This window comes from Actinomadura sp. NTSP31 (genome assembly GCF_041951385.1).
Lineage (GTDB): Bacteria > Actinomycetota > Actinomycetes > Streptosporangiales > Streptosporangiaceae > Spirillospora > Spirillospora napierensis.
Genome location: NZ_JBGNUT010000029.1, coordinates 1 through 26,159 on the forward strand (window position 1 = coordinate 1; position 26,159 = coordinate 26,159).

At 73.6% G+C, this 26,159-nt stretch carries 24 protein-coding genes and 1 pseudogene; 19 read left to right on the plus strand and 6 right to left on the minus strand.

Going from position 1 to position 26,159, the window contains the following annotated elements:
• The 17 genes and pseudogenes from ACA514_RS36370 to ACA514_RS36450 all read left to right on the plus strand — a co-directional run.
• Positions 1 to 423 (plus strand): annotated as a pseudogene (locus ACA514_RS36370) (hypothetical protein); the annotation flags it as partial.
• Entirely contained in the window at positions 420 to 1,226 is an 807-nt protein-coding gene (locus ACA514_RS36375; RefSeq protein WP_375045822.1) for an ABC transporter permease, read from the plus strand. The pseudogene ACA514_RS36370 and the gene ACA514_RS36375, both read left to right, overlap by 4 nt.
• Positions 1,227 to 1,361: 135 nt before the next feature.
• Positions 1,362 to 2,780, plus strand: a complete 1,419-nt coding sequence (locus ACA514_RS36380; RefSeq protein ID WP_375045823.1) for an MFS transporter — start codon at positions 1,362 to 1,364, stop codon at positions 2,778 to 2,780.
• 25 nt (positions 2,781 to 2,805) lie between these two features.
• Positions 2,806 to 3,375, plus strand: coding sequence for a GNAT family N-acetyltransferase (locus ACA514_RS36385; RefSeq protein WP_375045824.1), 570 nt, complete (start codon positions 2,806 to 2,808; stop codon positions 3,373 to 3,375).
• Between the two features lie 125 nt (positions 3,376 to 3,500).
• Positions 3,501 to 6,332: a Na+/H+ antiporter subunit A gene (locus tag ACA514_RS36390; RefSeq protein WP_375045825.1), complete on the plus strand. Its 2,832-nt coding sequence runs from the start codon at positions 3,501 to 3,503 to the stop codon at positions 6,330 to 6,332.
• On the plus strand, positions 6,329 to 6,862 hold the full coding sequence (locus ACA514_RS36395; protein WP_375045826.1) for a Na(+)/H(+) antiporter subunit C: 534 nt from the start codon (positions 6,329 to 6,331) through the stop codon (positions 6,860 to 6,862). Before ACA514_RS36390 ends, ACA514_RS36395 begins: the two co-directional genes overlap by 4 nt.
• Positions 6,859 to 8,376: a Na+/H+ antiporter subunit D gene (locus ACA514_RS36400; protein ID WP_375045827.1), complete on the plus strand. Its 1,518-nt coding sequence runs from the start codon at positions 6,859 to 6,861 to the stop codon at positions 8,374 to 8,376. Before ACA514_RS36395 ends, ACA514_RS36400 begins: the two co-directional genes overlap by 4 nt.
• On the plus strand, positions 8,373 to 8,930 hold the full coding sequence (locus tag ACA514_RS36405) for a Na+/H+ antiporter subunit E (RefSeq protein ID WP_375045828.1): 558 nt from the start codon (positions 8,373 to 8,375) through the stop codon (positions 8,928 to 8,930). Before ACA514_RS36400 ends, ACA514_RS36405 begins: the two co-directional genes overlap by 4 nt.
• Positions 8,927 to 9,220: a monovalent cation/H+ antiporter complex subunit F gene (locus ACA514_RS36410; protein WP_375045829.1), complete on the plus strand. Its 294-nt coding sequence runs from the start codon at positions 8,927 to 8,929 to the stop codon at positions 9,218 to 9,220. The genes ACA514_RS36405 and ACA514_RS36410 overlap by 4 nt, the downstream gene beginning before the upstream one ends.
• Complete coding sequence (mnhG, locus tag ACA514_RS36415; RefSeq protein WP_375045830.1) at positions 9,217 to 9,573, plus strand: monovalent cation/H(+) antiporter subunit G; 357 nt, start codon at positions 9,217 to 9,219, stop codon at positions 9,571 to 9,573. The genes ACA514_RS36410 and mnhG overlap by 4 nt, the downstream gene beginning before the upstream one ends.
• 460 nt (positions 9,574 to 10,033) lie before the next feature.
• Positions 10,034 to 10,921, plus strand: a complete 888-nt coding sequence (locus tag ACA514_RS36420) for a ThiF family adenylyltransferase (protein WP_375045831.1) — start codon at positions 10,034 to 10,036, stop codon at positions 10,919 to 10,921.
• Positions 10,918 to 11,856 carry an aspartate carbamoyltransferase gene (locus tag ACA514_RS36425; RefSeq protein WP_375045832.1) on the plus strand — a complete coding sequence of 313 codons (939 nt, stop codon included), beginning with the start codon at positions 10,918 to 10,920 and terminating at the stop codon, positions 11,854 to 11,856. Before ACA514_RS36420 ends, ACA514_RS36425 begins: the two co-directional genes overlap by 4 nt.
• Before the next feature lie 75 nt (positions 11,857 to 11,931).
• On the plus strand, positions 11,932 to 13,362 hold the full coding sequence (locus tag ACA514_RS36430; protein WP_375045833.1) for an MFS transporter: 1,431 nt from the start codon (positions 11,932 to 11,934) through the stop codon (positions 13,360 to 13,362).
• Positions 13,363 to 13,425: 63 nt separating this feature from the next.
• Positions 13,426 to 14,646, plus strand: coding sequence for a pyridoxal phosphate-dependent aminotransferase (locus ACA514_RS36435; RefSeq protein WP_375045834.1), 1,221 nt, complete (start codon positions 13,426 to 13,428; stop codon positions 14,644 to 14,646).
• Positions 14,647 to 14,690: 44 nt separating this feature from the next.
• The gene (gene carA, locus ACA514_RS36440; RefSeq protein ID WP_375045835.1) at positions 14,691 to 15,740 is read left to right on the plus strand and encodes a glutamine-hydrolyzing carbamoyl-phosphate synthase small subunit; all 1,050 of its coding nucleotides are present in this window, start codon (positions 14,691 to 14,693) and stop codon (positions 15,738 to 15,740) included.
• On the plus strand, positions 15,740 to 18,925 hold the full coding sequence (gene carB / locus ACA514_RS36445) for a carbamoyl-phosphate synthase large subunit (protein ID WP_375045836.1): 3,186 nt from the start codon (positions 15,740 to 15,742) through the stop codon (positions 18,923 to 18,925). Before carA ends, carB begins: the two co-directional genes overlap by 1 nt.
• On the plus strand, positions 18,922 to 19,677 hold the full coding sequence (locus ACA514_RS36450; protein WP_375045837.1) for a maleylpyruvate isomerase N-terminal domain-containing protein: 756 nt from the start codon (positions 18,922 to 18,924) through the stop codon (positions 19,675 to 19,677). The genes carB and ACA514_RS36450 overlap by 4 nt, the downstream gene beginning before the upstream one ends.
• On the opposite strand, the gene ACA514_RS36455 is transcribed toward ACA514_RS36450, so the two are convergent.
• The 4 genes from ACA514_RS36455 to ACA514_RS36470 all read right to left on the minus strand — a co-directional run bounded on the left by ACA514_RS36455 (position 19,671) and on the right by ACA514_RS36470 (position 22,424).
• Positions 19,671 to 20,357: a TetR/AcrR family transcriptional regulator gene (locus ACA514_RS36455; protein ID WP_375045838.1), complete on the minus strand. Its 687-nt coding sequence runs from the start codon at positions 20,355 to 20,357 to the stop codon at positions 19,671 to 19,673. The genes ACA514_RS36450 and ACA514_RS36455 overlap by 7 nt on opposite strands.
• An 82-nt stretch (positions 20,358 to 20,439) precedes the next feature.
• Positions 20,440 to 21,273 (minus strand): SAM-dependent methyltransferase, encoded by an 834-nt coding sequence (locus ACA514_RS36460; protein WP_375045839.1) that lies wholly within the window; start codon positions 21,271 to 21,273, stop codon positions 20,440 to 20,442.
• Positions 21,274 to 21,360: 87 nt separating this feature from the next.
• A complete protein-coding gene (locus ACA514_RS36465; protein WP_375045840.1) occupies positions 21,361 to 21,570 on the minus strand; it encodes a DUF397 domain-containing protein in 210 nt (69 codons plus the stop codon).
• On the minus strand, positions 21,567 to 22,424 hold the full coding sequence (locus ACA514_RS36470) for a helix-turn-helix domain-containing protein (protein ID WP_375045841.1): 858 nt from the start codon (positions 22,422 to 22,424) through the stop codon (positions 21,567 to 21,569). The genes ACA514_RS36465 and ACA514_RS36470 overlap by 4 nt, the downstream gene beginning before the upstream one ends.
• A 218-nt stretch (positions 22,425 to 22,642) precedes the next feature.
• On the opposite strand from ACA514_RS36470, the gene ACA514_RS36475 reads away from it, so the two are divergent.
• Positions 22,643 to 23,131, plus strand: coding sequence for a hypothetical protein (locus ACA514_RS36475; protein WP_375045842.1), 489 nt, complete (start codon positions 22,643 to 22,645; stop codon positions 23,129 to 23,131).
• Between the two features lie 35 nt (positions 23,132 to 23,166).
• Here ACA514_RS36475 and ACA514_RS36480 read toward each other — a convergent pair whose 3' ends face one another.
• Together ACA514_RS36480 and ACA514_RS36485 are read right to left on the minus strand one after the other, a co-directional pair.
• Positions 23,167 to 23,814 (minus strand): nitroreductase family protein, encoded by a 648-nt coding sequence (locus tag ACA514_RS36480; protein WP_375045843.1) that lies wholly within the window; start codon positions 23,812 to 23,814, stop codon positions 23,167 to 23,169.
• A gap of 70 nt (positions 23,815 to 23,884) precedes the next feature.
• Positions 23,885 to 24,589, minus strand: coding sequence for a FadR/GntR family transcriptional regulator (locus ACA514_RS36485; RefSeq protein WP_375045844.1), 705 nt, complete (start codon positions 24,587 to 24,589; stop codon positions 23,885 to 23,887).
• A 172-nt stretch (positions 24,590 to 24,761) separates the two neighbouring features.
• On the opposite strand from ACA514_RS36485, the gene ACA514_RS36490 reads away from it, so the two are divergent.
• On the plus strand, positions 24,762 to 26,156 hold the full coding sequence (locus ACA514_RS36490) for a GntP family permease (RefSeq protein WP_375045845.1): 1,395 nt from the start codon (positions 24,762 to 24,764) through the stop codon (positions 26,154 to 26,156).
• Positions 26,157 to 26,159: the final 3 nt, after the last annotated feature.

Consider the following 26,159-nt stretch of genomic DNA (forward strand, 5'->3'; position numbering starts at 1 on the left):
ACCCAATACCTCGAAGAAGCCGACCACCTCGCCGACCAGATCGCCGTCCTGGACCACGGACGCCTCATCGCCCAAGGCACCGCCGACGAACTCAAACGCCTCATCCCCGGCGGCCACGTCTCACTGAGGTTCACCGACGACAACGCGCTGAACGCCGCACTGGACGCACTGGGCCGCGGCTTCATCGACCCCGCCGACGACGACCACCTCACCCTCCAAGTCCCCTCCGACGGCGGCGTCGCCTCCCTGCGCGAACTGCTCACCGTCCTGGACGCCGCCGGTATCGAACCGGCCGACCTCAGCATCCACACCCCCGACCTCGACGACGTCTTCCTCACCCTCACCGGCCAAAACACCCACCAGAACATCGGCCGGCAGGACGCCGGCCAGCTGGACGCTCACAAGCAGGAGGCCACCCGATGAGCACCCTCGCCCTCGCCGCCCGCGACTCGGCCACCATGACCCGCCGCCAGCTCAAGCGGCTGCTCCGCTACCCCTCCATGACCATCCAGCTGATCATCACCCCGGTCATCCTGCTGCTGCTGTTCGTCTACGTCCTCGGCGGCACCCTCGGCAACGGCCTGGGCAGCGGACCCGGCAGCGGGGGCGGTAGTGGGGGTGGGGGGCGGCACGCCTACATCAACTACATCGTCCCCGGCATCCTGCTCATGGCCGCCGCCACCGCCGCCACCGGAACCGCCGTCATGGTCGCCACCGACATGACCGAAGGCATCGTCGCCCGCTTCCGCACCATGCGGATCTCCCGCGCCTCAGTCCTGACCGGTCACGTCGTCGGCAGCGTCATCCAGCAACTGCTCGGCATGGCCGTCGTCATCGGCATCGCCCTGGCGATCGGGTTCCGCCCCAACGCCACCGCGCTGGAATGGGTCGCCGCCGCCGGCCTGCTCACCCTGTTCATCCTCGCCGTCACCTGGCTCGCCGTCGCCCTCGGCCTACGCTCCCCCACCCCCGAATCCGCCAGCAACGCCCCCATGCCCCTGATCCTGCTGCCCTTTCTGGGCAGCGGCTTCGTCCCCACCGACTCCATGCCCACCGCCATCCGCTGGTTCGCCGACTACCAGCCCTTCACCCCCATCATGGAAACCATCCGCGGCCTCCTCCTCGGCACCCACATCGGCAACAACGCCGCCATCGCCACCGCCTGGTGCACCGCCATCGCCGCCCTGTCCTACCTGTGGGCCAAACACACCTACAACAAAACCTGACCCCACGACCCCCGAACAGGGCCGCCCGACCACCAGGTCCGGCGGCCCTGAACCTTTTCCGCCTGTTTGTTCAGGGGCCGGCGGGCAGTTATCCGCGAATGGGACGGATCGGGAACGGTCGCCGGGTGAGCGCCGGTGACCTCTGAGCGGGTGGCGGCGGCGCGGGGCGAGCGCCGGGCGGGAGGGCATCGCAAGGCGCTGGCGGCGCTCGTGCTGGCGGACGTCGCGTTCGCCTACCAGCAGACCGCCGTCGTGCCGGTGATCCCGGCGATCGAGAAGGACGTCGGCGTCTCGCAGGCGTGGGGCGCCTGGCTGCTCAGCGGGTACCTGCTGGTCGCGACGGTCGCGGCGCCGGTGCTGGGACGGCTCGCCGACCGGCGCGGGCGGCGCGCCATGCTGCTGGTGGGCCTCGGGTTCTTCCTAGCCGGGTCGATCGCGGCGGCCGCCGCGCCGACGCCGGTGGTGCTGATCGCGGCGCGGGCGGTGCAGGGGATCGGCGGCGCGGTGTTCCCCCTGTCGCTGTCGATCGTCCGGGAGGAGTTCCCCGGGGACCGGGTCGGGTCCGCCACCGGCGTGCTGACCGGCGCGTTCGGCACCGGGACGGCGCTGGGCTTCGCGACGGCGGGCGCGCTGACCGAGGCGGTGTCGTGGCATCTGGTGTTCGCGGTCGGTGCGGCCGTCGTGGCGTTGGCAATCCCCCTGGTGGTGCGGTGGGTGCCGTCCAGGCCCGGCCCGTCGCGCGGGGCGCTGGACGTGCCGGGCGCGCTGCTGCTCAGCGCGGTCCTGGCGCTGGTCCTGGTCGGCCTGACGCTGCTGCCGCAGTCGAAGGGGCCGGCGTGGGCGGTGCCGGCCGGGCTGATCGCGGCGGGGCTGGCGGCGGGGGCGTTCTGGGTCCGCCGCGAGGGGCGGGTGGACGAGCCGCTGATCGACCTGCGCACGCTCCGGTCGCCGGCGCAGGTGTGGACGAACGGGGTCACGGTCGCGATCGGCTATGCCCTGTTCGGGACGTTCTACCTGGTGCCGCAGTTCGTCGGGAACGGTACCGAGGGCTTCGGCGCGGGCACCGGCACGGTCGGGCTCTACCTGCTGCCGCTGGCGGTCGGGCAGATCCTCGGCGGGCCGGCGGCGAAGAGGCTGCAGAAGGGCGGGACGCCGCGCCGTCCGCTGGCGGCGGGGATGGCGTTGCTCGCCGCGGGGACGGCGGCGTGCGGCGCCATCGGCGGGTCGTCGCGGCCGGCGTTCCTGGCGGCGGCGTTCGTGATCGGCTGCGGCGCCGGGCTCACGATCAGCGCCAGCGGCACGCTGGTGAACGTCGAGGCGGACCGGGAGCACGCCGGCGTCTCGACGTCGGTGAACAGCACCGTCCGGCGGGTCGGCGGCGGCCTCGGCAGCCAGGCGAGTGCCGCGATCATCCTGCTGGTCGGTGCCGGGCGGTCCGGATGGCTGACGGCGTTCGGTCTGGCCGCACTGTTCGCGCTGGTCAGCGTCCCGTTCGCGGCCCGCGTCCCGCTGGGCGGCGGCCCGGTGACCGATCCGCGCGACGGTCACTTCTGACGGCCCGCGGCGGGAGGATGGCGTCATGAGCTCCCCTCGGTTCGGCACCCACGTCACGATCAGCGGACTCGGCCTGACACTGCGCGAGTGGACCGACGACGACATCCCGGCCATGGCGGAACTGTTCGACGACCCGGACGTCGCGCGGTTCACCCCGCTGCGCTCCCCGTTCGACCTGGAGGCCGCCCGCGCCTACCTCGACGCGGCCCGGCGGGCGCGCGCCGAGGACCGGAAGATCCAGCTGGCGGTCACCAGCGACGGGCGCACGCCCCAGGGCGAGATCCTCCTCTTCCGCTGCGTCGCGGACGATCCCGCCCACCGGTTCGGCGGACCGGCCGCCGAACTCGGCTACGCCATCGGCCTGCGGCACCGCCGCCAGGGCCTGGCCTCCCGGGCCGTCCGGCTCGCCGCCGGATACGCCCGCGAGACGCTCGGCTTCAGCACCCTGGTGCTGCGGATCGATCCCGACAACACCGGAAGCGAACGCGTCGCGACGGCGAGCGGCTTCGAGCTGACGGAGCTGGCTCCGCTGAGCCGGGGGGCCGTCCGGGACAGGCTGCGGACCTGGCGGCACGTCGCCGGAGGCGCCGGGTAAAGCAATCGTGTGGGCGGGGCGGGGCGCGTGGCCGCGCACGTGCCCGGCACTAGGGTGACGGTTCAGCACGATGCGGTCACTGTGAGTGATCGAACGTCCGTCCTTCCGATCCTGCCGAGGCCCCCTTGCTGCTGTTGCTCGCCGCGTACTGCGCGGCCGCGGCGGCGGCGCCGGTGCTTGTGCGGGTCATCGGACGCGACGCGTTCGCGCCGCTGGCGGTGGTACTCGCCGCGGCGGCCGGGTGGGCGGCCTGGCCGTGGCTGGACGGCGGCGCCCCGCGCACCCAGTCGTGGTCGTGGATCCCCGGGCTCGGCCTGCACCTGTACCTGCGCTCCGACCCGCTGACCTGGATGATGATGGTCATCGTCGGCGGCGTCGGCGCGCTGATCGTGCTGTACTGCGGCCGCTACTTCGGCGGGTCGGAGCCGAAGCTGCCCGCGTTCGCCGGCGAGCTGGTCGGGTTCGCCGCCGCGATGCTCGGGCTGGTCCTGTCGGACGACCTCGTCCTGCTCTACGTGTTCTGGGAGCTGACGACGGTCCTGTCGTACCTGCTGATCGGGTACGACGCGGAGCGCGGCATGGCGCGGCGGGCCGCGACGCAGGCGATCGTGATCACCACGTTCGGCGGGCTGGCGATGCTGGTCGGGCTCGTCCTGCTGGGGCGGGCGGCGGGCACCCACCGGCTGTCGGCGATCGTCGCGGCGCCGCCGGGCGGGGGCGCGGTCACGGCGGCGGTGGTGCTGATCCTGGTGGGGGCGCTGTCGAAGTCGGCGGTCGTGCCGTTCGGGGTCTGGCTGCCGGGGGCGATGGCGGCGCCGACGCCGGTCAGCGCGTTCCTGCACGCCGCCGCGATGGTGAAGGCGGGCGTGTTCCTGGTGGCGCGGCTGGCGCCCGCGTTCGCCGGCACGCCGGGCTGGCGGCCGATCGTGCTGGGCTGCGGCGTCGCGACGATGCTGCTGGCCGGATGGCGGGCGCTGCGCGAGCACGACCTGAAGCTGCTGCTCGCCTACGGGACGGTCAGCCAGCTCGGGTTCATGACCGTGCTGCTCGGGGCCGGGAACCGGGTCGCGGCGCTGGCGGGCTTCACGGTGCTGCTGGCGCACGCGCTGTTCAAGTCGGCGCTGTTCCTCGCGGTCGGGGTCGTCGACCATTCCACCGGCACGCGTGACCTGCGGAAACTGTCCGGTCTCGGACGGCGCACGCCGGTGCTGTACGGGGCGGCGATCGCGGCGGCGGCGTCGATGGCGGGCGTTCCCGCGACGCTCGGGTTCGCCGGCAAGGAGGCCGCCTACGAGGCGTTCCTCGGCGGCGATGCCGCGCTCGTCGCGCTGGTCGCGGTGGGGTCGGCGCTGACCGCCGGCTACAGCCTGCGGTTCCTGTGGGGCGCGTTCGCGCGCAAGGAGGGCGTCGAACCGCGCGAGGTGCACCGCCCCGGAGCGCTGCTGCTCGCGCCGGTGGTCGTGCTCGCGGCGGCGGGCGTGGTCGTGGGGCTGCTCGCGGCCAAGCTGGACGCGCCGATCGGGCGGGAGGCCGCGCCCTACCCGACCAGGGGCCACGGCACCTACCACCTGTCGGCATGGCACGGGTTCGGGCTTCCGCTGCTGCTCACCGCGGTGTCGCTCGTCCTGGGCGCGGCACTGTTCGCGGCGGGACGGCTCATCGCGCGCGTCCCGCGGCTGTTCGAGCCCGAGGACGTCTACCTGCGCCTCATGCACGGGCTCAACACGTTCGCGTTGCAGCTCACCGGGACCGTGCAGCGCGGCTCGCTGCCCGACTACCTGCTGATCATCCTGCTGACCGCCGTCGGGCTCTCCATCGGCTCCGTGCTGTGGGGGCTGCCGTGGCCGGACCCGCTCGGCGGCCGCGTCTGGGACGGGCCCGCGCAGGGGCTGGTGGCGCTGCTGACGGTGGCCGCGGCGGCCGCCGCGATCCGGGCCCGCGACCGGGGCAAGACGGTGGTGCTGTCCGGTGCGTCCGGGTTCGGGGTGTCGACGCTGTTCGTCCTGCAGGGCGCTCCCGACCTGGCGCTGACGCAGTTCCTCGTCGAGACCGCGAGCCTGATCGTCTTCGTGCTGGTGCTGCGGCGGCTGCCCACCCGGTTCCCGACCCGGTCCCCGGCGCAGCGCGGCGTCCACCTGGCGGCCGGAGCGCTGGCCGGGCTGACCGCGACCGTCGTCACGCTGCTCGCGGCGCGGTCCCGCGACGCCGCGCCGATCTCCGGCGCCTATCCGGACGCCGCCAAGGAGGCCGGCGGGAGCAACATCGTCGCGACCGTGCTGGTGGACCTGCGCGCCTGGGACACCCTCGGCGAGAGCGTGGTGATCGTGCTCGCCGCCCTCGGCGTGACCAGCATGGTGTTCGCGCGGCGGCCGGTGTCGGCGCCGCCCGCCCCGGACGAGGACTCCGAGGTGTGGGCCGTCCGCGAGATCACCGCGCTGGACGCCGACACCGAACCGGACCGCTGGCTCGCCGCCGGGTCCACGCTCGCCGCCGAGCGGCGCTCCATCGTGTTCGAGGTCATCGCCCGGACGATCTTCCACACCGTCCTGCTGTACTCGCTGTTCCTGCTGTTCACCGCGCACTCCGCGCCGGGCGGCGGGTTCTCGGGCGGCATCGTCGCGGGGCTCGCCCTCGCCGTCCGGTACCTGGCCGGCGGGCCGTTCGAGCTGTGGGAGGCGGCGCCGGTGTCGGCGGGCGCGCTGCTCGGCGCGGGCGTGGTCGTCGAGGCCGGGACGGCGCTCGGCGGGCTCGCGTGGGGCGGCGCGGTGCTGCGGAGCGCGTCGGTGGACGCGCACCTGCCGCTGCTCGGCCACGTCCACTTCGTCACGTCGCTGCTGTTCGAGATCGGCGTCTACCTGATCGTCGTCGGGCTGGTGCTGACCGTGCTGAACGTGCTCGGCGGCGAGATCGACCGGCAGACCGGGGCGGACCTGGCCGGCGGCGGGGTGCCCGGATGAGCCCGTCGCTGGTGCTGGCCGCGACGGGCGGGACGCTCGTCGCCGCCGGGGTCGTGCTGCTGCTGGAGCGCAGCCTGTCCCGGCTGGTCGTCGGCGTGCTGGTGCTGAGCAACGGGGTCAACCTGCTGATCCTGACCGGCGGCGGCCCGGCCGGCCGCGCGCCGATCCTCGCCGCGCACGAGCCCGAGGGGCGGCCCGGCCGGGCGCTCAGCGACCCGCTGCCGCAGGCGATGATCCTCACCGCGATCGTCATCTCGCTCGCGTCGGCGGCGTTCGTGCTGGCCATCGCCTACCGCAGCGGCCGGCTGAGCGGCGACGACGAGGTCCGCGACGACATCGAGGACCTGCGGGTGCGCCGGGAGGGCGAGCACGACGTGCGGCTGCGCACCGAGCGCGAGCGGCGCGCCGTCGCCGACCCGTCCGAGCTGGGCGCCCGCGAGGAGCCCGACAGCGACTTCCCCGGCGGCGTGCCCCGCGACGGGCGGGACGGACGGCCCGGACGGCCCCGGCGGGACGGGCGGGGCCGGTGAACGCGCTGATCCCGCTGCCCGTGCTGCTCCCCGTGCTGGCCGCCGGCATCAAGATCATCATCGGCCCGCGGCACGCGCTGCTGAAGCGCGCGATCAGCGTGGTCGCCCTCGGCGCCGTGCTCGGCGTCGCCGTCGTGCTGCTGGTCCGGGCCGACCGGGACGGCCCGCAGGCCGTCCAGCTCGGCGGCTGGCCCGCCCCGGTCGGCATCACGCTGGTCGCCGACCGGCTGTCGGCGCTGATGCTGGTCGTGTCGTCGGCCGTCATCCTGTGCGTGATGGTCTACGCGTTCGGCCAGGACGGCGCCGACCGCGACCTGGACACGCCGCTGTCGGTGTTCCACCCGACGTACCTGCTGCTCGCCGCCGGCGTCTGCGACGCGTTCCTCGCCGGCGACCTGTTCAACCTGTTCGTCGGCTTCGAGATGATGCTGATGGCCAGCTACGTGCTGGTGACGCTCGCCGGCACCATGGCCCGCGTCCGCGCCGGCACCACCTACATCGTCGTGGCGCTGCTGTCGTCGATGCTGTTCCTCGTCGCGATCGCCGTGCTGTACGCCGCGACGGGCACCGTCAACATGGCGCAGCTGTCCTGGCGGATCGCCGAGCTGCCCGGCCCGGTCTCCCGGATCGGCGAGGCGGCGCTGCTGACGGCGTTCGCGGCGAAGGCGGCGGTGTTCCCGCTGTCGATGTGGCTGCCGGACTCCTACCCGAGCGCGCCGACCCCCGTCACCGCCGTGTTCGCCGGACTGCTCACCAAGATCGGCGTGTACGGGGTCGTCCGCACCGAGACGCTGCTGTTCCCCGGCGGCCACCTGCGCACGGTGCTGCTGGTGACGGCGCTGCTGAGCATGCTCGTCGGGGTGCTGGGCGCGATGGTGCAGATCGACGTCCGGCGGCTGCTGTCGTTCACGCTGGTCAGCCACATCGGCTACATGATCTTCGGGGTGGGGCTGGACTCGGCCGCCGGGCTCGCCGCGACGGTGTTCTACGTCCTGCACCACATCACCATCCAGACCACGCTGTTCCTCGTCGCGGGGCTGATCGACCGGCGCGGCGGCGGGACGTCCCTCGCCCGGCTCGGCGGGCTGGCGCGCACCGCGCCGCTCGTCGGCGCGCTGTTCTTCGTCCCGGCGATGAACCTCGGCGGGATCCCGCCGCTGTCGGGGTTCCTCGGCAAGCTCGGGCTGCTGCGGGCCGGGCTCGCGCAGGGCGGTCCGCTGGTGGACACGCTCGTCGCGGGCGCCGTCGTCACCAGCCTCCTCACCCTGTACGCGCTGGTGAAGGTGTGGAACCAGGCGTTCTGGAGCGCCCCGCCGGACGACCTGCCGGGCGACCCGCCGGCCGCGCGGCTGCCGGTCGCGATGGTCGCCGGGAGCGCCGCGCTCGTCGTGCTCAGCCTCGCCTACACCGCCGCCGGCGGGCCGCTGTACGGGCTCTGCCAGCGGGCCGCCGCCGAACTGCTGGACCCGCAGTCCTACGTGCGGGCCGTGTTCCCTTCCGGAGGCGCCTCATGAGGGACTTCACCATCCGGGTCGGACGCCGCCGCTGGATCCGGCCGACCGGCGTCGTCTGGCTGACCGTGGTGTGGATGCTGCTGTGGGACCGGCCGTCCGTGGCGAACATGCTGTCGGGGCTGGTCCTGTCGGTGGTGCTGCCGCTGGTGTTCCCGCTCCCGCCGGTCGGCCAGCACCTGCGGCTGCGGCCCGCCGGGCTCGCCGTGTTCGTGCTGCGCGCCGCCGTCGACCTGCTGCACAGCGCGGGCCCGCTGGCCTGGCAGGCGGCCGGCGGGCGCGGCCGGGCCCGCCGGAACTCGGTGATCGGGGTGCCGCTGCGGACCCGCTCCGACCTGATCCTCGCCATCATGGCGATCTCGCTTTCGGCGACGCCGGGCACGCTGGTGCTGGACGTCCGCCGCTCCGACGCGACGCTGTTCCTGCACGTCCTCGGCGCCGCGGACGACGCGGCGGTGGACAAGGCCCGGCGGGACGTCCTGGCGCTCGAACGCCGCACCGTCCGGGCCTTCGGCACCCGCGACGACCTGCGCGCCCTCGCGGGGGCCGGGTCATGACGGTCGTCCTGGACGTCGTGACGGCGGTGCTGTTCCTGGCCGCCGTGTGCTCGCTCGTCCGGGTCGTGCGGGGCCCGTCGATGCTCGACCGCGCCATGGCCCTCGACGTCCTGCTCGCCGTGATCATGGCGGGGCTCGGCACGGTCGCGGTCGCGGACGGCGACACCTGGGTGCTGCCGACGCTGCTGGCCCTGTCGCTGGTCGCCTTCGTGGGGTCGGTGGCCGTCGCCCGGTTCCTCACCCAGCACGTCCCCCGGACGGACGAGCCGGACCAGGGGGCGGACGCGTGACCACGGCGTTCACCGCGGCGTTCCTGCTGCTCGGCGCCGGCGCCTCGCTCAGCGCCGGGCTCGGCCTGCTGCGGCTGCCCGACCTGTTCACCCGCATGCACGCGGCGACGAAGTCGCAGGCCGTCGGGCTGCTGCTGGTGCTGGTGGGGGTCGGCATCCGGTTCCCGACGATCGAGGTGCTCACCTCGCTGGTGCTGGTGGCGCTGCTGCAGATCATGACCGTCCCGGTCGCGGCGCACCTGGTCGGGCGCGCCGCCTACCGGACCGGCCGCGTCGACCGCGACCTGCTGCACGTCGACGAGCTGGAGCGCGCCCTCGAATCGTCCGGCGACGACCCGCCGGGAACGGACTGACGGACCCGCCGGGCCTTCTTCGGAGAAACCGGAGCCCTCGGCCGCCACGCCGCCGCCGACCATTCACGAAATGCACGTCCGATTCCGCCGTCGCGTCCACCCGGAGCGAAAGCGAATGCGCACTTCACGGCGGAATGGCGATCATTCTCCGACCTCCCGAAAGAAGACATCCGAATACGGCCGAATTTGGCCCGACCGAAACCGGCCGCACGTTCAGCGGAGCGCGGGAGGCCCGGAGTGTCCGGGCCTCCCGCCATCCGGGAAAAGATCGTTCCAGCCGCCGGACGCGATGTGACACAGAAAATATTTAGCCGGTCAAACTGCTGGTCAGGGGACGCCCGAACCGTTTCGTCGCGCGCCCTTACGGCGGGGCCAGTGTTTGACTCCGGCCGCTCCGGCGAAACACCGCCCTGGATGTCCCACCCCCATTCCCCGACCAGCGAAGGGAGCGTCCAAGGGCATGGGCGAGAACATCGGACGCAGGAGCCGGCACGCCGGCGAGTACGACGACGCGATCTACTGGGAGCGGGTCAAGCGGAACCTCGGCTGGCTCGGCGACACCGACGAGGAGGCGCGCGAGCGGCAGCGCACGCTACGCGACGCGACGGTCGGCGTCGCGGGCGCGGGAGGCATCGGCGGATCGATGGTCGAACGGCTGGCGCGGCTCGGCGTGCTGCACCTCAAGGTCGCCGACCTCGACACCTTCGAGTACTCCAACATCAACCGCCAGCTCGGCGCGGGCGTCCGCACCGTCGGCCGCAACAAGGCCGAGGTGGTCGCGGAGTACGTGCACGACATGGCCCCGGACGTCACGATCGACGTCTTCCCCGAGGGCATCACGCCCGAGTCGGCGCCCGACTTCGTCGAGGGCTGCGACTACGTCCTCGACGAGATCGAGCCCTACGAGTACCCCGCGCGGTACGCGCTGCACCGGGCGTTCCGCGACGCGCCGCAGGTGCGGTTCATGCTGACCGGCTACGTGTTCGGCAACCGGACCTTCCTCTGGAAGTGGACGCACGACTCGATGCCGATCGAGGAGTTCATCGGGCTGCCGGAGGACGCCGGCATGAACCCCGAGATCGCCGAGCGCCTGATGGAGCGCCTCATCCCCGACAAGCCGGGCTACCCGGACGCGGCGATGCAGCGCCGCTGGCTGATCGACGAGCAGACCTGCCCGATCACGCCCGGCGCCCCGCCGATGTCGCAGGGCCTGATCCTGGAGCGGCTCATGCTCGGCATGACCGGGATCGAGGACCAGGCCGACAGCGTGCGGCTGCCCGCCGCGCCCGGCTACGCCATGGTCGACTCGCGCACCTGGACCGCCGTCATCGTCGAGGGGAAGGGATGAGCGGGTTCACCGGCCGGCACGTCCTGTCGCTCGCCCCGTTCGGCCGCGACGACCTGGAGACGCTGTTCGACGCCGCCGACCAGGCGGCCCGCGAGCTCGCCAAGGGCGAGGTGGAGCAGGACCTGCGCGGCAGGATCCTGATGTCGGCGTTCTTCGACAAGAGCACCCGCACCCGGCTCGCGCACGAGACCGCGATGCTGCGGCTCGGCGGGAGCGTCTCCGGGTTCGCCGACGCGGAGGTCACCCGCGCGTCCGGCAGCACGCAGGAGTCGTCCGCGGACGTGTTCCGGATGCTGGCGCTGTACGGCGACGTCATCGTCACGCGGCATCCGGTGACCGGCGAGCCCGCGCGGGCGGCCGGGTCCGTCGACGGCGCGCTGATCGTCAACGCGGGCGACGGCACGGGCGAGCACCCGACGCAGGCGCTCACCGACCTGTACACGATGCGGCAGCGGTTCGGCCGCATCGACGGGCTGCGCGTCGTGCTGGTCAACGACCTGCGGATGCGCTGCGTGAAGTCGCTGCTGCGCGGGCTGGCCAAGTACGACTGCGAGGTCGTCGGCGTGGCCGCGCCCGGCATGGACCTGGACCCGCTCGCCCGCGCGGAGTTCGAGGGCGCCGGCCGGACGATCCGGTTCCACGACGACCTCATCGGCGTGCTGCCGGAGGCGGACGTCGTGTACTCCTCCCCGACCGTCGCGGCCGAGCTGGACGCCGCGGACCGCGCGCGGCCGCCGGCCGGCGAGCTGCCCCTCACCCGCGACCTGCTGGCGGCGGTGGCACCGCCGGAGCTGGCCGTCCTGCATCCCCTGCCCCGCAAGGGGGAACTGGCGACGGACGTGGACGGCACCCGGCACAACGCCTACTTCCAGCAGGCGGCCAACGGCGTCACCCTCCGGATGGCGCTGCTCAGGCTGATGCTCGGCAGGGGCTGAGACGCGGGTAGGCCGATGAGAGACACCCGGGACGACGGGCGGCGGACGACGGAGAGGGAAGGGGTGGCCGGATCGATGACCGGCGGTGACAGGACGAGCGGCGGTGACGGGACGGGCGGAGGGTTCGCGTGGCGGCCGCTGATCGCGGTCTGCTTCGGCTGGTTCATGGTGATCGTGGACGCCACGATCGTCAACGTGGCGCTGCCCCGGCTCGGCAAGGAGTTCGGCGCCTCGGTGTCCGGGCTGCAGTGGGTCGTCGACGGCTACACCGTGGTGTTCGCGGGGCTGCTGCTGTCGGCGGGCTGGCTCGGCGACCGGCTCGGCGGCAAGCGGGTCTTCCAGGCGGGCCTCGCGCTGTTCATCGTGGCGTCCGCGGCCTGCGGGTTCGCGCCGGGCCTGGCGTTCCTCGTCGGCGCGCGGGTGGTGCAGGGCGTGGGCGCGGCGCTGCTGGTGCCCTCGTCGCTGGCGCTGCTGCAGGGCAGCTACGGCGACCGGCGCACCCGCGCCCGCGCCATCGGCATCTGGGCGATGGTCGGCGGGTTCGCGTCCGGCTCGGGGCCGCTGCTCGGCGGGCTGCTCGCCGACGGCCTCGGCTGGCGCTGGATCTTCTTCGTCAACGTCCCCGTCGGCCTGGTGGGAATGCTGCTGACCGCGCGCTGGGTGCACACCGGCCTGCACGGGCGCGAGGGCGGGCGGCTGGACGTGCCGGGCCAGCTGACCAGCGCCGTCGCGCTGCTCGCGATCACCGCGTCGATGGTGCGGGCGGGCCGCTCCGGCTGGCTCGACCCGCTGGTCCTCGGCGGGTTCGCGCTGTTCGCGGTGGCGGCCGCGCTGTTCGTGGCGACCGAGGCGCGGGTGCGGGCGCCGATGCTGCCGCTGTCGCTGTTCCGCAGCCGCGAGCTGTCGGCGGCGACCGCGGTCGGCGGGCTGATGAACCTCGGGTTCTACGGCCAGCTGTTCGTGCTGACGCTGTACTTCCAGCAGATCCGCGACTACTCGCCGCTGATGACGGGGCTGGCGCTGCTGCCGCAGACCGGCGTCATCGCGTTCGGCTCCTGGCTCGGCGGCCGGGTGACCGCGCGCGGCGGCCCGCGGCTGCCGATGATCGTCGGGATGGCGACCGGCGCCGCCGGGTTCCTCGCCCTGACCGTCACCACCCGGACCGTCCCGTACGCCGAGCTGGTGGTGCCGATGATGGCGACCGGGTTCGGGATCTCCTTCACCATGCCCGCGGCGACCGCCGCCGTGGTGGAGGGCGCCCCGCCCGAGCACACCGGCATCGCGTCCGGGACGCTCAACGCCGCCCGGCAGGTCGGCGGCGCCATCGGCATCGCGCTGCTCGGCGCGTTCGTCGCGGGCGGCGCGGCCGATTTCGTCCCGGGCCTGCGCGTCGCGGTGGTCGTCGCCGGCGCCGCGTACGCGCTCGGCGCGCTGCTGGCGCTGTCGGTTCCGCGCCCGCGGCGCGAGGCCGCCGAGGAGACGGAGATGGCCGGGGCGCGCCGCTGACGGCCCGCCCGGCCCCCGATCCACGAGTTCGTTTCCCCAGCCTCACCAGGAAGGAAGGATCCGGTGCGGACGCTGCGCTCTGCCCGCATGTCCGGCGTCACCTACGAGATACGGGGCCCGCTGCTGCGGCTGGCCCAGCAACTGGAAAGCGACGGCGAGAAGGTCGTCAAGTTGAACATCGGGGACCCGGCCGCGTTCGGCGTCCCGGTCCCGCCGGAGGTGGTCGACGCGGCGCGCGCCGGCGTCGCCGACTCGACCGGCTACGGCGACGCGCAGGGCCTGCTCCCGGCGCGGGAGGCGATCGCGGCGGACTACGCGCGCAAGGGCCTGGCCGGCGTCACCCCGGCGGACGTCTTCCTCGGCAACGGCGTGTCCGAGCTGGTGTCGATGGCGTTGCAGGCCCTGCTCGACCCGGGCGACCAGGTGCTCGTCCCGGCCCCCGACTACCCGCTGTGGACGGCCGCGACGACGCTGGCGGGCGGCGAGCCCGTGCACTACCTGTGCGACGAGGGAGCGGACTGGCAGCCCGACCTCGCCGACCTCAGCGCCAAGATCACCGACCGGACCCGGGCCGTGGTGATCATCAATCCGAACAACCCGACCGGCGCGGTGTGGCCGCGCGAGGCGCTGGAGCGGATCACCACCCTCGCGGGCGCGCACGGCCTGGTCGTCATGGCCGACGAGATCTACGACGAGATCCTCTACGACGGCGCCGAGCACGTGCCCGCCGCCACCCTCGCGCCCGACCTGCCCTGCCTCACCTTCGGCGGGCTGTCGAAGCGCTACCGGGTGCCGGGGTTCCGGTGCGGCTGGATGGCGATCTCCGGCCCGCGCGCGCTGACCGCCGACTACGCCGAGGCGCTGGAGACGCTGGCGTGCCTGCGGCTGTGCCCGAACGTCGTGGCGCAGCACGCGGTGCCCGCCGCGCTGCGCGACACCGGGAGCATCCGCGCGCTCACCGCGCCCGGCGGCCGGCTGGCCGAGCAGCGCGACCGCTGCTGGGAGCTGCTGACCGCGATCCCCGGTGTGAGCTGCGTGAAGCCGCGGGGCTCCTTCTACGCCTTCCCCCGGCTGGACCCGCGCGTCCACCCGCTCGCCGACGACGGGCGGTTCGCCCTGGACCTGCTCCGCGAGGAGAAGGTGCTGATCGTCCAGGGCAGCGGACTCGGCTGGCCGCGGCACGACCACTTCCGCATCGTGACGCTGCCGCCCGTCGGCGACCTCGCCGAGGCGGCCGCGCGGATCGCCCGCTTCCTGGAGCGGCGGCCCGCGCTCACCACCTGACCCCGTTCTCATCCCCCGAACCGACCGACCAGAGGAGAACGCCCATGGACGGGCTGCTGGTGCTCGCCGACGGCGAGACGTTCGAGGGCCGCGTGGACTCCCCCGCCACGGCCACCGGCGAGGTGGTCTTCAACACCGTCCACAGCGGCTACCAGGAAGTGATGACCGATCCGTCCTACGCGGGGCAGATCGTCTGCTTCACCTACCCGCACATCGGCAACTACGGCGTGACGCCGGCCGACGACCAGAGCGGCCGGCCGCGCTGCCGCGGCGTGATCGCCCGCGAGGTGACCGGACGGCCGAGCAACCGCCGCGCCGCCGAGGCGGTGCGGCCCTGGCTGGCCCGGCACGGCGTCCCGGTGCTGACCGGCATCGACACGAGGCGCCTCACCCGCCACCTGCGCGAGGCGGGATCGCTCTGCGGGGCGTTCGGGCCCGCCGCCGAGCACGGCGCGCTGCTGGCGGCGGCGCGCGCCGAACCGGGCACCGAGGGCGCCGACCTGGTGTCGGGCGTCACCACCCGCGAGCCCTACCGGGTCGGCGACGGCCCGCTGCGCGTCGTCGCCTACGACCTCGGGATCAAGCAGGACATGCTGCGGCGGCTCGGCCGCATCGCGACCGTGGACGTGGTGCCCGCCGGCACGCCCGCCGCCGACGTCCTCGCCCGGCGCCCCGACGGGGTGTTCCTGTCCAACGGCCCCGGCGACCCGGCCGCCGTGGACGCCGACGTCGCCGGGCTGCTCGGCCGGGTCCCGCTCTTCGGCGTCTGCCTCGGCCACCAGCTGCTCGCCCGCGCGCTCGGCGCGCGGACCTACAAGCTGCCGTTCGGGCACCACGGCGGCAACCATCCCGTCCGCCGCGTCTCGACCGGGCGGGTCGAGGTGACCAGCCAGAACCACAACTACGCCGTCGCCGCGGACGGCCTCTCCGGTGCCACCACCACCCACGTCAACCTCAACGACGGCGTCGTCGAGGGCCTGGAGTGCCGCGACGCGCGCGCCTTCTCCGTCCAGTACCACCCCGAGGCGGCCCCCGGCCCGCACGACGCCGGCTACCTGTTCGAAGAGTTCCGCACGATGATGGAGCACGCCTGATGCCTCTGCGCGACGACCTGAAGAGCGTCCTGGTCATCGGTTCCGGGCCGATCGTGATCGGCCAGGCCTGCGAGTTCGACTACTCCGGCGCGCAGGCGTGCCGGGCCCTGCGCGAGGCGGGCCTGCGCGTCGTCCTCGCCAACTCCAACCCGGCCACGATCATGACGGACCCGGAGATGGCCGACCGCACCTACGTCGAGCCGCTGACCGCCCCGTTCCTGGAGGCGGTCATCGAGCGGGAGCGGCCGGACGCGCTGCTCGCCACCCTCGGCGGGCAGACCGCGCTGAACCTCGCCACCGAGCTGCACGAGTCCGGCGTCCTGGACCGGTACGGCGTCGAGGCGATCGGTGCGGGCGCCGAGGCGATCCGCACCGCCGAGACCCGCGAGCTGTTCAAGGACGCGATGACCGAGATCGGGCTGGAGACCCCGGAGTCGGGCTTCGCGCACGGCGTGGACGAGGCGCTGGAGATCGCCGATCGGATCGGCTACCCCGTGGTGGTCCGGCCGTCGTTCATCCTCGGCGGCGAGGGCACCGGCATCGCCCACGACCGCGACCGGCTCGCGCGGCTCGCCGAGGACGGCATCGCCGCGAGCCCCGCCGGCGAGATCCTCATCGAGGAGTCGATCGCCGGGTGGAAGGAGTACGAGCTGGAGGTGATGCGCGACGCCGCCGACAACTGCGTGGTGGTCTGCTCGATCGAGAACGTCGACCCGGTCGGCGTCCACACCGGCGACTCGATCACGGTCGCGCCCGCGCAGACGCTGTCAGACGTGGAGTACCAGGAGATGCGCGACGCCGCGTTCGCCTGCATCCGCCGCATCGGCGTCGCGACGGGCGGCTCGAACATCCAGTTCGCGATCGACCCGGAGACGGGCCGGATGGTCGTCATCGAGATGAACCCGCGGGTGTCGCGCTCCAGCGCGCTGGCGTCCAAGGCCACCGGGTTCCCCATCGCCAAGATCGCGACGCTGCTGGCGGCCGGGCTGACGCTGGACGAGATCCGCAACGACATCACCCGCGAGACCCCCGCCGGGTTCGAGCCGGCGCTGGACTACGTCGTCACCAAGGTGCCGCGCTGGGACTTCGCGAAGGTCGAGGGCGTCGACGACACGCTCGACACGCGGATGCGCTCGATCGGCGAGGCGATGGCCATCGGCCGCACGTTCCCCGAGTCGCTGCAGAAGTGCCTGCGGTCCCTCGACGACGGCCGGCTCGGCCTCAACGCCGACCCCGGCGAGGCCCGCTACACCGGGCCCGATGCCGCCGCGCTGCTGGAGCGGGCGTCGCGTCCGGCGCCCGACCGGATCTTCTGGGTGGAGGCGGCGATCCGGTCCGGCGCGCCGGTCGAGGACACCGCCCGCGCGACCGGGATCGACCCGTGGTTCCTCGACCGCATCGCGGAGATCACCGCCGAGCGCGGGCGCATCGCGTCCGGCGACCTGGACTGGCGGCGCGCCAAGCGGCTCGGCTTCGCCGACGCGCAGATCGCCCACCTGCTCGGCACCGGCGAGGACCGGGCCCGCGCGATGCGCGCCGGCGCGGGCGTGCACGCCACGTTCAAGGCGGTCGACACCTGCGCGGCCGAGTTCGAGGCCTTCACCCCGTACCACTACTCGACCTGGGAGGACACCGACGAGGTCCGGCGCGGCGACCGCCCCCGGGTCGTGATCCTCGGCTCCGGGCCGAACCGGATCGGGCAGGGCGTGGAGTTCGACTACTGCTGCGTCCAGGCCGCCGGGGCGCTGCGCGACGCCGGGTTCGAGGCGGTGATGGTGAACTGCAACCCCGAGACGGTGTCCACCGACTACGACACCAGCGACCGGCTCTACTTCGAGCCGCTGACCGCCGAGGACGTCCGCAACGTCATCGACGTCGAGGACCCCGCCGGAATCGTCCTCACCTTCGGCGGGCAGACGCCGCTGAAGCTCGCGCACCGGCTGCCGGAGCGCCTCGTCCTCGGCACCCCGCCCGACGCCCTCGACGTCACCGAGGACCGCGAGCGCTGGAACGCGCTCTGCCGCGACCTCGGCATCGCGCAGCCGCCCGGCGGCACCGCGGCGACGGAGGAGGAGGCGGTGCGGATCGCCGACCGGCTCGGATACCCGGTGCTGGTCCGCCCCAGCTACGTGCTCTCGGGACGCGCCATGCGGATCGTCGGCGACGCCGCCGAGTTGCGCGCGGCGCTGGCGGAGGTGCGCACTGAGAGCGGCCTCGCCCAGGAGCGGCCCGTGCTGGTCGACCGCTTCCTCGCCGGCGCGACGGAGGTCGACGTCGACGCGGTGCGCGACGCCACGGGAGAGGTGCTCATCGGCGCGGTGATGGAGCACATCGAACCCGCCGGGGTGCACTCCGGCGACAGCGCCTGCGTGATCCCGCCCATCGGGCTGCCCGCCGGCACCGTCGCCGCGATCGAGGAGCACACCCGGGCCATCGCCGGCGCGCTCGGCGTCGTGGGGCCGCTGAACGTCCAGTTCGCGGTCGCGGACGGCCGCGTCCACGTGATCGAGGCCAACGCCCGCGCCAGCCGCACCGTCCCGTTCGCGTCCAAGGCCACCGGCGTGCCGCTGGCCCGGGCCGCGGCGCGGGTGATGACCGGCGCCACCCTCGCCGAGCTGCGCGAGGAGGGCCTGCCGGAGCCGGCGGTGCGGCGCGTCTGCGTCAAGGAGGCGGTGCTGCCGTTCGACCGGCTGGCCGAGGCGCGCGACGCGCTCGGCCCGGAAATGCGCTCCACCGGCGAGGTGATGGGCATCGCCGGCGACTTCGGCACCGCCTACGCCAAGAGCCAGATCGCCGCGGGCGCGACGATGCCGTCCGGCGGCCGCGCGTTCGTCTGCGTCCCCGAGCAGCTCGCCGGCGAGGCGCGGCCGGTCGCGGAGCGGTTCGCCGAACTCGGGCTGAAGGTCGTGGCACCGCCCGCGACGGCGCGGGCGCTCGGCGGGCCGGTGGGCGAATGCGCGGGTTTCCCGCTGGAGGAGCCGGGGAGTGTCCAGCTCATGCTGGACGTCCCGCCCTCACCGTCCGCGCCGCTCGACGACGAGCGGGTCCGCCGCCGCACCGCGGCGCGCAGGCAGCGGGTCCCCTACCTGACGACCCTCGCCGCGGCCCGCGCCTTCGCCACCGCGATGGCCTCCTGGAACGGCGGCGCGCCCGAGGTCTCCAGCCTCCAGGAGCAGCGGCCGTGAGCGCGCGGCCCCACGCGGCGGAGGCGATGCTCACCGCCCTCCAGGACCTGCCGCCCAACGCGCTGACCTGGTGCGGCGGATGGACCGTCCACCATGTCGGCGCGCACATCGCGGGCAACTACCTCGAGGCGCTGCGCCACATCGAGGCCTACGCCGAAGGCTCCCCGCTGACCTCGACCCGCTCGTTCGAGGAACGCGAGCCGCCGCTGCGGGCACTGCCCGAGAACCGGCTGCTCGCCACCGTCGAGCAGGCCGAGGAACGGATGCGCCGCGCCGCCGAGGCCGTCCTCACCGACGCCCCGGACGCCGAGCTGACCTGGACGGGGCGCCCCTTCCGGGTCGCCGACTTCCCCTCCCACATGCGCAACGAGTGCGCCCTGCACCGCTGGGACCTGGTGGGCGACGACGACACCGGCGTCGCGCTGCTGTCGGACCCGGCCCTGCTGGAGCACTCGGTGACGGCGGTGGGCGCGGGGCCGCTGTGCGCCCGCGGCCTGCGCGCCGTGGACGGGTCCGGCCCGTTCTCGGCCCGGTTGCGCACCGAGGGGCAGCCGGACCTGCTGGTCGAGGTCGCCGACGGCGAGCCCGCCCTGTCGCTGACCGATCCGTCCGGCGAGGCCACCGTCGCCGGCGACCAGGCGGCGCGGCTGCTCATGCTGTGGGGGCGCGTCCCCTCGCCGCCGATGCGGCTGCGCCGCGTCGGGCCGCAGGAGGACAGCGACCGGCTCCAGGCGCTCTTCGCCGGCTACTGACCGGCCGGGCCCGCCGCCGCGGACCGGTTCCCGAAGGCGCCGGCGTCCCACAGGGTGCGGACGTTGCGCACGAGCGGCGGGCCGACGGCGCGCAGCGCGTCCAGGTCGTTCTCCGCGACCGCGTTCGTCACCAGCGTGCTGGTCGCCGCGACGATCATCCGGCAGGTGAAGCGGCCCTCCTCGTCGCGCGCGCCGAGCAGGTCGGAGAGCACATCGATGATCGTGTTCTGCAGCTCCGCGCGCCGCCGGACGGCCTCGGCCCCGGCGGCGTACACCTCGACCAGGAACAGCCGGGTGTAGGGCAGCTCGATGGCGAGGGCCTCCAGGTAGGCCGTGAACGCCTGCTCGAAGCGGTCCATCGGGCCGCCGCCGGAGCCCGGCGCGGGCGCGCCGCCCTCGCCGCCGCCGATCATCTCCAGCAGATGCTGGAACAGCAGGTCCCGCGCCACGTCGAAGGCGGCCATGAAGCAGTCCAGCTTGCCGTCGAACACCTGGTAGAAGCTCTGCCGCGACACCCCGGACCGCTGGAGGACGTCCGCCACCGACGTGGCCACGTACCCCTTCTCGGCCATCACCTCCGCCATCGCGGCGCACAGCCGCGACCGCTGGATGCGTTCCACTTCCTCGGGTGACAGCGCCGAACGCCCCCTGGGCAACCGGCGCGGCGATGAGTCCGACACGCGTTCACCTTACGACCACACCGCCCTGACATGCCCGTACGCACATGTCAGACCCCCGTTCGACCGTGCGGGGGCGGGCGGGTCAGGGCTTGCGCGCCACGCCGGCCGGGATCCAGGTGTGCGACGGGTCGGCCTCGGCCGGGTTCCTGCTGCCCCAGACGTCGACGTAGGACAGGCCGGGCGGGGCGTCCTCGTGCGGCGGGAGGTACTCCCAGCCGTCGAAGAAGCGGTCGATCTCCTCGAACGTCCGGAAGTTCAGCCGCGCGGTGACGTTCCGGTACACCTCGTTGAACCGCTCGATCTTGTCGGGGCGCTGCCCGTCGGCGGTGACGTGCGACAGGGCGAGGTAGCTGCCGGACGGGACCGCGTCGAGGTACTGCCGCAGCAGCTTCCACGGGTCCTGGCCGGGGTCGACGAAGTGCCAGATGGCGACGTGCATGTAGCCGACGGGCCGGTCGAAGTCGATCAGCCGCCGCACCTCCGGGTCGCCGATGACGGACGCGGGGTCGGCGATGTCGGCGTCGACGTAGGCGACGTCGGTCTCGCCGCCGCGGCGCAGCATGTCCCGCGACATGTCGAGGACGACGGGGTCGTTGTCGACGTAGACGACCTTCGCGTGCGGGTGGACGACGTGGACGACCTCGTGGGTGTTCCACGCGGTCGGGATGCCGGAGCCGAGGTCGATGAACTGGTCGACGCCGGCCCGCGCGATGACGGCCGCCGCCCGCTGCAGGAATATGCGGTTGGCCTGCGCCATGTAGTGCAGTTCCGGAACCTTCTCCTGGAGTTTGCGGGCGGCCTCCTCGTCCGCCGGGGTGTGGTGCCGGCCGTTGAGGAAGTAATCGTAGATCCGTCCCGCGGAGGCGACGCCGGGGCCGCTTCTCAGTGCGCCCTTGGGATGGGGATGGGTGTCCATTGCGTTCCTTGGGCCGAGGTCGGGGATGAAAGGGGGGAGGCACCCGGCGACCGGGTCGCCGGGTGCCCTTCGTCCCTCTTCAGGCGCTCACAGGTCGAAACGGCCGGCCTTCACCTGGGCGGCGAATTCGCGCCAGTTCGCGCGGTCGAACACCAGGGTGCCGCCGTCGCGGTCCGTGGTGTCGCGGACCCCGACGACCCGGTCGCCGCCGCCGACCTCCACGCAGGCGTCCTGCGCGGCATTCGACCGCGACGACTTCCGCCAGGTCCGGGGGTTTATCAGATCATGATTCCTCATTGCGGGGCTATCCTTTCCATCTCTTTCTCGAGGAACTCCGTCGTCTGTTTCGCGGTGAGCGCCTTCGCCTGGAGCCAGGCCCAGACCTGCTCGTAGCGGGCGACGGCGGTGCCGGTCTCGACCCGGCTGCGGCCGGTCACCGAGCCCTCGACGAACACCCCGGCGCTGATCACGGGCGAGTCGAAGTCGAAGGCCATGAAGGAGCCGAGCGCCGGGTGCGGGCCGGCGCTGAACGGCATCACCTGGATGGTGGCGGCGGGCGGCGGCACCAGCAGCCGGGCGATCTGGGCGCGGCGCAGCGCGGGCCCGCCGGGCATCCGCGCGAGCGCGCTCTCGTCGATCATGAAGACGGCCTCGCGGACCGCGCCGCCGAACACCTCGGCCTGCCGTCCCATCCGCAGCTCGACGCCGGAGTCGACCCGGGGCGGGGAGACGTTCGGGTCGACGGCCTGGATGACCTGCCGGGCGTACTCCGGGGTCTGTAAGAGGCCGGGAATTGCGGTCAGGTCCCAGGCGCGAATCCGGACGGCCGCCATCTCCATGCCGAGCAGTTCGGCGGTGGCGTCGGGCCAGTCCCCGCTGCCGTTCCACCAGCCCGGCCGGCTGGCCCGGTCGCGCAATTCTTCCAGTTCGTCCCGTTTGTCGGGCGGAACTCCGTAATGCGTGCAGAGCCCGCGCAGAACGATGACACTGGGGGTGACCTCGGCGTTCTCCCACCGTCTGACGGTCTGCGGATGGACGCCGAGATCTTTCGCGATGCTCGCCACCGACTCCCCGGACGCCTTGCGGGCATTCGCGAGCGCATTGCCGAGCAGCCAGCCCGACAGCACCGGCCCGTCGTCACCCGGAGTCATGCTCCGTGTCTACACCGCCGTCATCACACCATGCAACCCGCATAATGCAGCTTTTCCCCGGCGATCTTCACCTCGCGCAAATGATCATTCTGTGCCGGACGTGATGTCAATTGACATGAAGCGCTTGACACACCGCGAGGCGCGTAGGACCTTTTTCGCAGGGAGTCAGTGTCGCGCGACCTGGCTGTCAGACACCGCCATCGGTCACGGGAGCCCGCATGACGATCACCGCCCTCGCCGAGCCCCCGCGTCCGGACCCGGCCGGTCGCGCGGCGGGCACCGGCGACGCCGCGGACGGCGATCCCGGCGCCGACGAGGCGGAGGAGTACGCGCGCCGGCTCATGACCCGGCTCGGCGCCCTCGGCCTGCACACCTCGGGCCCGTGGGAGAGCGGCTCCTGGGAGATCGGCGCGGGCGAGGACGCCGCGCCGCAGGGCCCGCCGTCGCTCATGGCGGTCTCGGCGCAGTGCGTGCAGGTCGAGCCCTACGTCGGGCGCACCGTGTGGCTGCTGCCGCCGCCCGGCGAGCGGGCCGGCCGCCGCGGCGCCGGCCTGTACTGGCACTGGCAGCGGCCCCGCCGCAACCGCCGGGGCCATCCGATCGCCCGCTGGTTCCAGCCGTTCTGCCCGGCGGCCGACCCGGAGCAGGCCGCCACCGCGATCTCCGAGGCGATCTTCGCCGACGTCCGCAGGCGGCGCCGCCGCTAGCGCGGCGGGCCGCCCGCCTCCGGGCTACCGGCGGATCACCACTCGTCCACGTGGAGGATCTCCTCCAGGGGGACGCGCGGGGCCGGACGGAACGTCTCGCCGGTGAAGTACGCGGTCGGGACGAGCGCGCCCTGCCGCACGTCGGCCGGCAGGCCGAGAACGTCCGCGACCTCCTGCTCGTAGGCCAGGTGCAGCGTCGTCCACGCGGTGCCGAGGCCGCGCGCCCGCGCCGCGAGCGCGTAGTTCCACACGGCCGGGAGCAGCGACCCCCACAGCCCGGCCTGGTTGCCCTCCGGCAGCTTCCCGCCCTGCACCCGCAGGCACGGGATCACCAGGACCGGCACGTCGCCCATGCGTTCGGCCAGGTAGGCGGCGCTGTCGCCGACGCGTCGCTGCACGTCCGCGCGGTCGGGGTCGTCGGCGTAGAGGCCGGCGGACGTGCCCCCGGACGCGGCGTACGTCGCGAACGCGCGCCGGTAGTACTCGCCGATCGCCTTCCGCTTCTCGGTGTCGGTGACGACGATCCAGTGCCAGCCCTGCCGGTTGCTCCCGCTCGGCGCCTGGACGGCGATCTCCAGGCACTCGCGCACGAGGTCCATCGGCACGGGGCGGGCCAGGTCGAGGCGCTTGCGCACCGTACGGGTGGTGGTCAGCAGTTCGTCCGGGCTCAGCGGAAGAGTCATGATCCCATTATCGGCGGCGGCGCCCCGGCAGGGCGCGACCGCCCCACCGGGCAGGGGGACCGGCCGGCGGTCAGGTGGAGGGGTCGAGCATGGCGTGGGTGGCCTCGTCCACGATGTCGCGCATGGCGCGCTCGGCGGCCCCGGCGTCGCCCGCCTGGACCGATTGGGCGACCTCGGCGTGCCAGCGGATCGCGGCCGGTTCCGGGTGCGCCGGCATGAGGTGGTGGTGGGTGCGGCCCGCGAGCACGGCGGCGACCACCCCGCTGAGCGCGCCCATCATCTCGTTGCCGGACGCCGCCAGCAGCGTCCGGTGGAACAGGACGTCCGCGTCGAGGTAGGCCTCGAGGTCGCCGGACCTGCCGTGCACCGACATCTGCATGACGGCGCCGGTCAGCGTGCCGCACTGCGCCGGGGTCGCGCGGAGCGCCGCGAGGTGGGCCGCCACCGGCTCCAGGCCGCGCCGCAGCTCGCCGAGCTCGCGGAGCTGCTCGTCGCGGCCCGGGCCGTCGAGCCGCCAGCCGACGATCTGCGGGTCGAACAGGTTCCAGCAGCTGCGCGGCGCCACCGTGATGCCGACGCGGCGGCGGCTGGTGACCATGCCCATCGACTCCAGCACCCGGATCGCCTCGCGGACCACGGAGCGGGAGACCCCGAACCGGGCCTCCAGCTGCTCGATCCGCAGCACCTCGCCCGCCGGGCACTCCCCCGAGGTGATCTGCACGCCGAGCCGGTCGACGACGCTGCCGTGCAGCCCGGCCCGGTTGTCTCGCACCATGGCGCCAATCATCACACGATTGCCTCGATGCAGGCACACCGAGATGTCAAAGGTATGTTTTTTCAGCTCGACCTCTTGATTACGGCTGGTCAATAAGGTGCACTCGGCGGGTGGCGACGTTCCCCTGACCCCCGGGGTCCCCCCAGCCCGCCACCGAGGAGGATGACCGCACATGCACTCGATCGTGCTGGCCGCGGCGCCGCACGCGTCCAGCGGGCGGCTGGTGCCCGCCGCGCTGGCCGGCATCGCGCTGATCGTCGTACTGATCACCTGGCTGAAGGTGCACCCCTTCCTGAGCCTCACCCTCGGCTCGCTGCTGGTCGGCGCCATCGCCGGGCTCCCGATGGCCGACACCGTGAAGAGCTTCGGCAAGGGCTTCGGCGACACCGCGTCCGGCGTGGGCGCGCTGATCGCGCTCGGCGCGATGTTCGGCAAGCTGCTGGCCGACTCCGGCGGCGCCGACCAGATCGTCGACACCATCGTCGGACGGTCCGGCCGGCGCACGCTGCCCTGGGCGATGGCGCTGGTCGGCGCGCTGATCGGGCTGCCGATGTTCTTCGAGATCGGGCTCGTGCTGCTGATGCCGGTGATCTACCTGGTGGCGCGCCGCTCCGGGCAGTCGATCATCGCGGTCGGCATCCCGGCGCTGGCCGGGCTGTCGGCGATGCACGGGCTCGTCCCGCCGCACCCCGGGCCGCTCGTCGCGATCGACGCGCTGCACGCCGACCTCGGCGTCACCCTTGGCCTCGGCGTGCTCGTCGCCGTCCCGACCGTCGCGATCGCCGGCCCGCTGCTGGCCCGGTTCACCGCGCGCTGGGTGGACGTCCAACCGCCCGAACTGTTCGCCACCGCCGGGGACGCGGAGGGCGAACAGGACGGAGAGGGCAAGGACGGCAGGCGCCGGCCGTCGTTCGCGCTCACGCTGGCGACCGTGCTGCTGCCGGTCGTGCTGATGCTGCTCAAGGCGTTCGCCGACATCGTGCTGGACGAGGGCACCGAGGCCTACACCGTCCTGGACAACCTCGGAACGCCGCTGATCGCGCTGCTCATCGCGGTGGTCGTCGCGATGTTCACGCTCGGCGGCGCCGCCGGCATGGACCGCTCGACGATCACCGCGACGCTGGAGCGGTCGCTGCCGCCCATCGCGGGCGTGCTGCTGATCGTCGCGGCCGGCGGCGGTTTCAAGCAGACGCTCGTCGACACCGGCATCGGCAAGACCATCGCGGACTGGGTGGACGGCAGCGGAGTGTCGGTGCTGCTCCTCGGCTGGCTGGTCGCGGTGCTGATCCGGCTCGCGACCGGGTCGGCGACCGTCGCGACCGTCACCGCGTCCGGCATCCTCGCCCCGCTCGTCACCGGGCTCGGCACCGGCGACACCTCGCTGCTGGTGCTCGCGGTCGGCAGCGGCTCGCTGTTCTTCTCGCACGTCAACGACGCCGGGTTCTGGCTGGTCAAGGAGTACTTCGGGCTGAGCGTCGGACAGACGATCAAGTCGTGGTCGGCGATGGAGACGGTGATCTCGGTCTGCGGGCTGCTGTTCGTCCTCGCGCTGAACATCGTCATCTAGGCG